Genomic DNA, 908 nt, shown 5'->3' with positions numbered 1-908 from the left:
CGTTGTGTGGCATTGAAAACAGCATTAACATCAACAGAAACTAAACAATGAAATTTACTCTACTTATCTTGGCATTTATAAGCTTGTTTCTTACTTGTTGTAAACAGACTACAAAAGAATCAAAAAGCAAATCAGTAGTTCAGGAAATCAAGACTCAAGAGAAATCTAAAGTTGAAGCCACAAAAAACATTAAGAAAGAAGAGAAGCGTTTCTTTAATGACCAATTTAAGTATGGCCATATTAAATCCTTCACCCCGAATTCATATAAATCTCATGACTTAAAACTAATTGACAGTACATATTTTGTAGACATTATTAAGCAAATTGAAAGTTTTAGCTACAACATTTATGAACCTGAAATTGGACACCGATTTATTTCCAAACAGCATGATATAGGTAAGTTTCGTGCAGAAACAGTTTCATTGTATTGGGGTTTATGTTATGAAGCAATAGAATTACTAATTATTGACCAAAATGACAGTCTAGTAAATCATCTGTCACTAACAGAATGGAGAAGCACATGCGAATCATCAAGCAATACTACAACTAAATTTCTAAATGACAGCACCTTTATAAAGCATATAAAAACAATGGAACCAGGTGTTGATGTCAACTATTTTACTGAATTAAAATATAAAGCATTAATTAATCATTGTGGACAGCTTGATACACTTGAAATATTGCTTAATAAAGAATATGAAGAAGATATATTAACGCCACACAACAATGGCTAATAAAGCATAAGTGAGCCGACTTGTTTTGGTTGGTTCGCAGCTTCGGCGAGCAGCGCCAAATCGTTGATTTGGCTTTTAAATGAAAAGATAAAAACAAATACAACGCTTTGGCTCAGTTAAGTTTGGAAGTGAAATCTGGTTAATGCTCACTTACGCTTCATAGCCTTAACGTTG

The 908-nt window shown here is 32.7% G+C and carries 1 protein-coding gene; it reads left to right on the top strand.

Features of this window, described 5'->3' with window-relative positions:
- Positions 1-47: 47 nt before the first annotated feature.
- The gene (locus J1N10_RS20945; RefSeq protein ID WP_262328676.1) at positions 48-734 is read left to right on the top strand and encodes a hypothetical protein; all 687 of its coding nucleotides are present in this window, start codon (positions 48-50) and stop codon (positions 732-734) included.
- The last annotated feature ends 174 nt before the right edge of the window (positions 735-908 follow it).

Origin of the sequence: Carboxylicivirga litoralis, from assembly GCF_025499605.1 — a bacterium.
Taxonomy (GTDB): Bacteria; Bacteroidota; Bacteroidia; order Bacteroidales; family Marinilabiliaceae; genus Carboxylicivirga; species Carboxylicivirga litoralis.
The sequence above is the reverse complement of the archived record's forward strand: the minus strand, read 5'-3'. Positions and strand labels throughout refer to the sequence as shown.

Coding starts and splice junctions, on each gene's coding strand:
- J1N10_RS20945 (WP_262328676.1), top strand. CDS start 48: ATGAAATTTACTCTACTTATCTTGGCATTTATAAGCTTGTTTCTTACT.